6 protein-coding genes and 1 tRNA gene are annotated in these 7427 nt (G+C 69.8%); all 7 read right to left on the bottom strand.

All coding sequences use genetic code 11. The features are described from left to right. Window positions 1-14: 14 nt before the first annotated feature. Window positions 15-86, bottom strand: a tRNA-Val gene (locus tag ABZ923_RS07545). Between the two features lie 39 nt (window positions 87-125). Beyond that, a complete protein-coding gene (locus tag ABZ923_RS07540; protein ID WP_361467997.1) occupies window positions 126-572 on the bottom strand; it encodes an SRPBCC family protein in 447 nt (148 codons plus the stop codon). A 125-nt stretch (window positions 573-697) separates the two neighbouring features. After that, window positions 698-3436, bottom strand: coding sequence for a Tat pathway signal sequence domain protein (locus tag ABZ923_RS07535; RefSeq protein ID WP_361467996.1), 2739 nt, complete (start codon window positions 3434-3436; stop codon window positions 698-700). Window positions 3437-3540: 104 nt separating this feature from the next. Further along, window positions 3541-4131: a hypothetical protein gene (locus ABZ923_RS07530; RefSeq protein WP_361467994.1), complete on the bottom strand. Its 591-nt coding sequence runs from the start codon at window positions 4129-4131 to the stop codon at window positions 3541-3543. Between the two features lie 3 nt (window positions 4132-4134). Beyond that, window positions 4135-5013: a carbohydrate ABC transporter permease gene (locus tag ABZ923_RS07525; RefSeq protein WP_361467992.1), complete on the bottom strand. Its 879-nt coding sequence runs from the start codon at window positions 5011-5013 to the stop codon at window positions 4135-4137. Continuing rightward, window positions 5010-5969: a sugar ABC transporter permease gene (locus tag ABZ923_RS07520; protein WP_361467989.1), complete on the bottom strand. Its 960-nt coding sequence runs from the start codon at window positions 5967-5969 to the stop codon at window positions 5010-5012. Before ABZ923_RS07520 ends, ABZ923_RS07525 begins: the two co-directional genes overlap by 4 nt. 11 nt (window positions 5970-5980) lie before the next feature. Beyond that, window positions 5981-7264: a substrate-binding domain-containing protein gene (locus ABZ923_RS07515; protein WP_361467986.1), complete on the bottom strand. Its 1284-nt coding sequence runs from the start codon at window positions 7262-7264 to the stop codon at window positions 5981-5983. Window positions 7265-7427: the final 163 nt, after the last annotated feature.

Here is a 7427-nt window from a genome sequence, read left to right as displayed (position 1 = left end):
CCGGCCTTTCCCGGTGGGCGATACTGGGTTCGAACCAGTGACCTCTTCGGTGTGAACGAAGCGCTCTCCCACTGAGCTAATCGCCCGGGAACGCACTGAACAATACAGGCCCCGGCAGGGTTCCTTCAAACCGCTTCCAGCCGGCGCCGCAGTCCGCGCCGGCCGGCCCGCATCATCAGGCGGTGGTTGAGGCGGAAGAGCGGCCGTCCGGGTACGGCGAGCCGCCTGAGCAGGGGCTTGCATACGCGGACGTCCTGGTCGTACCGGGCGAGCGTGCCGGGGCCGCCGGGGGTGACCGTCCAGCGGGCCCAGCCGTCGAGGTCGCCGGACAGGGTGACCTCCAGGACGCCGGCGGCCGGGTCCCGGCGGGTCTCCCGCACGGTGGAGGTGAGGCTGTACGGCAGCGCGGACCGGATGGTGATCACGCCGGTGCCGTCGTCCCGGCGGGCCACCGCCCGTACCTGCGGCCACCAGCGGGGGTAGTCCTCGGCCCGCTCCAGGGCCGCGTAGACGGCGGCCGGCGGGGCGGGCAGGGGCCACAGGCTGCGGAAGCGGTAGTGGTTCCAGTCCATGGCACGAGTGTGGCGCGAACCGGTGCATAAATCTGAGTACGGGTACTCATGCGGTGGGCCGTGGCCGGCGTCACACTGGGGGCGCGAGCGCCGCCGCCCGTGCGACGGCGCTCCCCCAGTCCCGGTCAGGCCGGCATCCTGTCGCCGAGCAGGGCCAGGTTCTCGATGGCGGCGAGGCCGTAGAGGGCGGTGTCGTTGGTGGACACCCAGGCCGCCTCGCTGCCGGCGACCAGCGTGGCCGGTCCGGTCAGCTTCTCGGTCTTCCACGGGGAGGACTCGGTGTAGCCGTCGGAGCCGTAGAACCTGGCCCAGGCCCGCTCGGCGAGCGCGGCGTCCCCGGTCTGCACGGCGGCGTAGGCGTCCAGGCGCGAGTGGCCCTGGAAGAGCAGCAGGGTGCCGAAGTGGGAGCCGTAGCGTGCCGCCTGTTCCGCCTTGGTGGCGTTGAAGTAGCGGCAGTAGTCCAGGTAGGCCTCCTTGAACGCGGGCATGTCGACGAGGTGGATCAGTTCGGCGCACAGTTCGTTGAGGCCGAAGACCGCGGAGAGGTGGGAGACGGACACGGCCGGCTTGTCGGCGACGGCGAACTTCCCGGTGTCGAGGTCGTACAGCCCGCTGCCCTGGACGAAGCCGTTGGGCTGGGCGGCGATGCCCTCCATGGTGGACAGCACGCGCGCCCTGGCCTTCTCCCACTTCGGGCCCTTGCGTTCCCACTCGGTCAGCCAGGCCGACACCAGGCCGCTCCAGTCCGTGCCGAAGCCGATGGACAGGGCGTGCCGGTCGGGCGTGTAGGGATCGGTGCGGACCTTGCGCTGCGGGTCGAGGACGAGGAAGGTCTCGTCGGAGTCGACGTTGGCGTGCATGAGGTCGCCGACGCGTTCGTCGGCGGTGAGGAAGTAGTAGAAGCGCCGGTACGTCGTGTTGGCGATGCGCTGCTGCTTGGCGCTGTCGGCGAAGTGCTGCACGCCGTGCCGGGTGCCGAGGCCCGCCCACTTCCCGAGGTGGTAGACGTCGACCTCGCCGGTGTGCCGGGTCATCACCTCGGCGAAGCGGAAGATGTCGGACCGGCCGCTTCTGAGGTACGCGTACCAGAGCCACAGGTCGGGCGAGAGCTCGGAGTTGTCCCAGGCGTAGCCGCCGATGTCGTACCGCCACACGTGTCGGGCGGAGTCGTAGGTGTGCATGATGTCGCCGTAGTCCCAGAAGCCGTACCAGCGGCGCATCTCCACCTGGTCCTTGTAGTAGGTGAAGAGGAAGTCGAGGTGGTCCTCGATCTTCGCCTTGGCCGGGGTGGAGCGGTCGGGTTCGGAGTACAGGCCGGGGCCGAAGACCTTGGCCTTGATGAGCTGCGCCGGCGGGGCGGCGAGCTGGGGCAGGACGCGTAGGGCCTCGGCCTGCCGGGCGAGGGTGTCGGCGGCGGGGGTGGAGTCGTTGGCCCAGAAGAGGAGTTCGGAGGTACGGGCGATCCCGTACGGGGTGCCGAACCCGGGCTCGTAGTCCTCGTAGGTGATGTTGAGGCCTTCGAGCTGTTCGGCGTAGGTGTCCTGGCCCATGCCGTCGTGGTAGAAGCGCAGGTCCATGGGCTGGGCCTCGGGCGACCAGAGCCAGAGGGTGACGGTGGCCTCGTCGGTGTGGGCGTCGCGGACGTCGAGCTGGGCGGGGAACTTCTCCCAGAAGTCGCGCAGGCCGAAGGAGAGGCCGCCGCTCGCACCGCCGACGTAGCCGAAACCGGAGGCCCGCCGGCCGCCGCCGGCGGCGATCCAGCCGTGACCCTTCCTGGTGCGCTTGCGGACGGTGAAGCCGTCGGCGGAGAGCTGGGCGAGGGTGTGGTCGCCCCAGTGGGGGATGTACGGGAGGCGGGTGGTGACCCGCTGGTCCCAGGTGGCCGGGTCGGGCAGCTTCCTGCCCTCGTACTGGGCGGCCTGGACGGCCGCGCCCGGGTCGCGGCGCAGTCCGGTGATGCCCTGGACGGCCTCGCGGAGCAGCCCGGTGCCCTCGCCGCCGAGGCGGATGTGCCGGTCGTAGGCCGCGTCGCGCAGCGGCACGCCGAAGCGGACGCCGAGGCCGCGGATGAAGTCGCCGGAGGCCTTGCCCGGTTCCTGCGTGCCGTCGTAGGTGATGGTGTGCACCATACGGAAGGAGTCGGCGCCGGCGTAGACGTACAGGCGGAGGGAGAACGGCAGCCGGCCGCGGTCGCCCTCGCGGTGCTTGCCGTCGATGCGGACGACGGCCCGGACCGGTCCGTCCTGTTCGACGGTGACCTCGGAGACGGCGCCGTCGAACCGCTCGGTCTTCACGGTGCCCTGGTCCCCGTCCTCGATCTCGGGCTGCCGGATGAGGACGAGCCTGCCGTTCCTGGCGATCTCGGTCGAGCCGCGGGTGATGGACCTGATCAGCGTGGACCCGTTCTTGGCGATCTTCACGGTGATGACGCCGGTGGAGACGTCGATGGTGCCGCCGCTGCGGTCGACGGTCACCTTCCTGGCGGGCTCGGTGGGTGTGCCCGCCGTGAGCGTGAGCTTCCCGCTGCCCGAACCGACGGCGTGTGCGGTCCACTTGAGGGAGCCGTCGGGCCAGTAGGCGAGCGGCCAGGTCTGGACGGGGACGGCCTGGCCGTCGGCGTCCGTGAGGGCGAAGGTCTGGTTCTCCTGGTGGGTGCCCATCGGCCAAGGCACGCCGACGGTGGACCCGGGGGCGGCGCCGAGGCCGCCGTCCTCCAGCCAGTCCAGGGTCACGGTGTCGGCGCCGTCGGTGGTGGAGCCGGGGGCGGCCTCGGCGCTCCCGGTGCCCAGGGCCCAGCTGAACCGGGCGGCGGCTCCGGCGACGGCGGCGGCCTTGAGGAGGGACCTGCGGGGGATGGGAGACATGAGAGGTGCGGCCTTCCTTCCGAACGGGTGCTGATCAGGGGCATGACAGAGAGCGGTACGGCGCTCGGGGCGGCGCCGGCCTCGCGTGAGGGGGCGCCGCCGGTTCAGCGGCGCCGGTACCGCTCCTCGACGGCGACGGCCGCCGCGGCCACGGCCCCCAGCACGGGGACCGCGAGCGGAGCGATGAGGAGGGCGGAACAGCAGGTCAGCACGGCTCCGCCGACGAGCAGGAGGGATCCGGCGGGGTCCTGGACGGTACGGCGGCCCGCCCCGGCGAGCAGCACCCGCCAGCGCTCCCCCGGCGCCCAGACCGCCGCCGCCCGCAGTCCGGCCACGGCGAGCCCGATCAGCGCGAACAGTCCCACGGCCCCGACCAGCGGACCGCCGGGCAGCCCGGCCCGCACGGCCTGGACGTCCACCCAGGCGAGCAGCACGGCGATCCACCCGGCGACGCCGACCGCCCACCCCCCGCGCAGCGCGGAGCGGAAGTCGGCGGTGAACTCCCGCCGGCCGCCGCCCCGGTGGGCCGTGCGCCGGCGCAGGTGCCGGGCGCCGGCGGCGAACGCGGCCGGACAGGTGACGACGCCGAGGGAGGCGACCGCGATCCACACCCCGGTCAGCAGGCACTCGGCGAAGACGCCGAACCGCTCGGCGAACAGCGGTTCCCGGCGCTGCCTCACCCGTGCTGGGGACATGCTTCAGCCCTTCAGTCCGGAGGTCGCCATGCCGTCGATGAGATAGCGCTGGAAGGCGAGGAAGAACAGCAGCACGGGCAGCAGCGCGACGAGCGACATGGCGATCATGCCGCCGTAGTTGGCGGCCACGCCGTCGGAGTCGCGGAACATCATCAGGCCCAGGGAGACGGTGTACTTGCCGGGCTCGTTGAGGTAGATCAGCGGGCCCATGAAGTCGTTCCAGGCGTTGATGAAGGTGAAGATGGCGCTGGTGATGAGCGCGGGCCGGCACAGCGGCAGCACGATCGACCAGTAGATGCGCAGGTGCCCGCAGCCGTCGAGCCGGGCCGCCTCGTCCAGTTCGCGGGGCAGGTTCCGCATGAACTGCACCATGAGGAAGACGAAGAACGCCTCGGTGGCGAGGTACTTGCCGAGCAGCAGCGGCACGTAGGTGTTGACCAGCCCCAGCTTCTGGAACATCACGTACTGCGGGATCAGCAGCACGTGGTACGGCAGCAGGAGCGTGCCGATCATCAAGGAGAACAGCAGGTTGCGCCCGGCGAACCGGATGCGCGCGAAGGCGTACGCGGTGAGCGAGCAGGAGACCAGGACGCCGACGACCGCCCCGACCGCGTAGACGAGCGAGTTCTGGAAGAACGTCCGGATCGAGATGTCCGCGATGCCGTCGGCGAGTCCCCCGAAGTTGGACAGGATCGGGTGGGACGGGACCAGCGTGAGGCTGTTGATGATGTCCTTGCTCGGCTTGAACGAGGCACCGATCACCCAGACGACCGGGTAGAGGATGACGGCCAGGATCAGCAGGGCGCCGAGGTGCCAGCCGAGCGAGCCGGTGCGCCTGCGGGCGAGTCCGCCGCCGAGGGGTTTGGTGGTGGTCGCGCTCATCGGGCGTCCTCCGCGTAGTGCACCCACTTCTTCTGGGACCAGAAGAGGACGGCCGTCACCAGGGCCACGGCGAGCAGGAGCATCCAGGCCATGGCGGAGGCGAAGCCCATCTGGGAGTTCCTGAAGCCCTGCTGGTAGAGGTAGCAGGTGTAGACGAGCGTGGCGTCGGCCGGTCCGCAGTAGGTGTTGGAGACGACGTAGGCCGAGCCGAAGATCTGGAAGGAGTGGATGGTCTCCAGCAGCACGTTGAAGAAGAGCACCGGGGAGATGATCGGCAGGGTGATGTTCCAGAACCTGCGGAAGGGGCCGGCGCCGTCCATCTCGGCCGCCTCGTACAGCTCCCTGGGCACCTGCTTGAGTCCGGCCAGGAAGATGACCATGGGCGCGCCGAACTGCCAGACGGTCAGCGCGACCAGGCAGTACAGCACCCAGTCGGCGTTGCCGACCCAGCCGCCGACGTGGAAGCCGAGGAGGCTCTGCGTACGGTCCACGACGGCGCCGTCGGAGAACAGCGACCGCCAGACGAAGCCGACCGAGACGCTCGCCCCGATGAGCGAGGGGGCGTAGAAGGCGGCCCGGTAGAAGGCCTGGCCGCGGCGGTGCTGCGCGAGGAGCAGGGCGACGCCCAGCGCGAGCAGCAGTTTCAGCGGGGTGCCGATGACGACGTACTTGGCGGTCACCTCCACCGACTTCTGCCAGCGCGGGTCGTCGAACATCCGGGTGAAGTTGTCGAACCCGACCCACTTCGGGGCGGTGAAGAGGTTGTAGTCGGTGAACGCGAAGTACAGCGAGGCCATCATCGGGCCCGCGGTCAGCAGCAGGAAGCCGGCGACCCACGGGGACATGAAGAGGTAGCCGGCGAGGTTCTCCCGGCGCCGGCCCGGCCGCCCCGTCCTCCCGGTGGCGGCCGAGCGGGCGGTGCGGGTCGCGGGCACGGAGTCCTTGACGAGCGTCACGGCGGTTCCCCTCAGGCCTGGAAGGCGCTCTCGGCCTCGGTGAAGAACTGCTTCACCGCGTCCGCGACCTTGGTCTTGCCCTGTCCGAGGTCACCGCCGAGACGCAGGAAGGCGGCCTCGACGGTGTCGGCGCCGGAGGGGTGCGGGGTGATCGTGCCGAGGACGCCGGACTTGGCCGTGTCCTCCTCGTACTGCGCGATCTCCTTGTTGATCCCGTCGGTCGGCTCGTAGGCCCCGTACTGCTCAGTGCTGGCGAGGATGCCCCGGTCGTAGCCCATGATCTTGCCGACCCGGGGGTCGTGGACCATGAAGTCGATGAACTGGGCGACCTCCTTCGGGTGTGCGGTGCTGGCGGAGGCGCTCAGCATCAGGGAGGCGAGGTACTGTCCGGTCTGCTTGCCGTCGGTGGTGGGGATCGGTGCGAGGCCGTACTCGCTGCTGCCCTCGGCCGAGTAGCGGACCGTGAAGTTGTCCCAGGTGAACTCCGAGGCGCCGTGCCCGGCCGAGAGGGAGGACTTGGGCTGGTCCTGCGAGACGACCTTCGGGTCGGTGACGATGCCGGCCTTGACGCGGTGGTAGCCGTCGGTCCACCACTCCGTCAGGTCGGCCTGGTCGAAGCCGAGTCCGTCGTCGGTGAAGAACGCCTTGCCGTTCTGCCGGAGGTAGAGGTCGTACAGGTACATGATGGCGAAGTAGCCGGTGTCCCCGGGGACCTCCGTCCTGTCGTGGATGGTCTTCAGGGCCTTGAAGTACTCGTCCCAGGTCCAGCCCGGCTGCGGCTCGACGCCCGCCTTCCGGAAGACCTTCTTGTCGATGACGAGCGCCATGGTGTTGGAGCCGACGGGAACGCCGAGCTGCTTGCCGTCGACCTCGCCGACCTTCGTGACGCCCGCACGGAAGTGGTCCAGGCTCAGATTTCCGGCCTGCACCTGTGACCTCAGGTCGAGGAGAATTCCGCGCTTGTCGTATTTCCTAAGGAAAGTGACGGCGTTTTGGAAAACGTCCGGGGGATTTCCGCCGGCGGCCTGCGTCTGGAACTTCTCCCAGAAGGACTGGTACGTCTGGAAGTCCGTTTTGACCTTGGTCTTCGGGAACTTCTCCTCGAAGAGCGCGATGGACTGGTTGATCTTCTTGGCCCGCTCCTCGGCACCCCACCACGAGTAACGGATCGTCACCGTCCCTTCCCCGGAACCGCTTTCATCCCCACAGCCGGTCGTCGCGGCGAGCCCGAGCGTGGCCGCCGAAGCCCCCGCAGCCTTCAGGATCGTACGCCTGTCAAGGTTCCTGGTTCCCACAGTCGGACCCTCCCCGCAGCATCGTCGCCGCGCTGCATGAATCGTTTCAAGTAAGCGCTTGCTGGCACAAGCTACGGAGGGGTCCGGGGTGCGTCAATGATTCGGACAGGATTTTCTTGCGGGCGGCCCGGCCGACGCGCCGGCCCGCCGGCCGTTCCCTCTG

It is taken from the genome of Streptomyces sp. NPDC046881 (assembly GCF_040645015.1).
Taxonomy (GTDB): Bacteria; Actinomycetota; Actinomycetes; order Streptomycetales; family Streptomycetaceae; genus Streptomyces.
Note: the sequence above shows the minus strand (reverse complement) of the source record. Positions and strands in the feature narration are given on the sequence as shown.

What these genes read in the sequence shown, in the direction of transcription:
- ABZ923_RS07540 (WP_361467997.1), bottom strand. Translation starts at nt 572, where the DNA reads ATGGACTGGAACCACTACCGCTTCCGCAGCCTGTGGCCCCTGCCCGCC.
- ABZ923_RS07535 (WP_361467996.1), bottom strand. Translation starts at nt 3,436, where the DNA reads ATGTCTCCCATCCCCCGCAGGTCCCTCCTCAAGGCCGCCGCCGTCGCC.
- ABZ923_RS07525 (WP_361467992.1), bottom strand. Translation starts at nt 5,013, where the DNA reads ATGAGCGCGACCACCACCAAACCCCTCGGCGGCGGACTCGCCCGCAGG.
- ABZ923_RS07530 (WP_361467994.1), bottom strand. Translation starts at nt 4,131, where the DNA reads ATGTCCCCAGCACGGGTGAGGCAGCGCCGGGAACCGCTGTTCGCCGAG.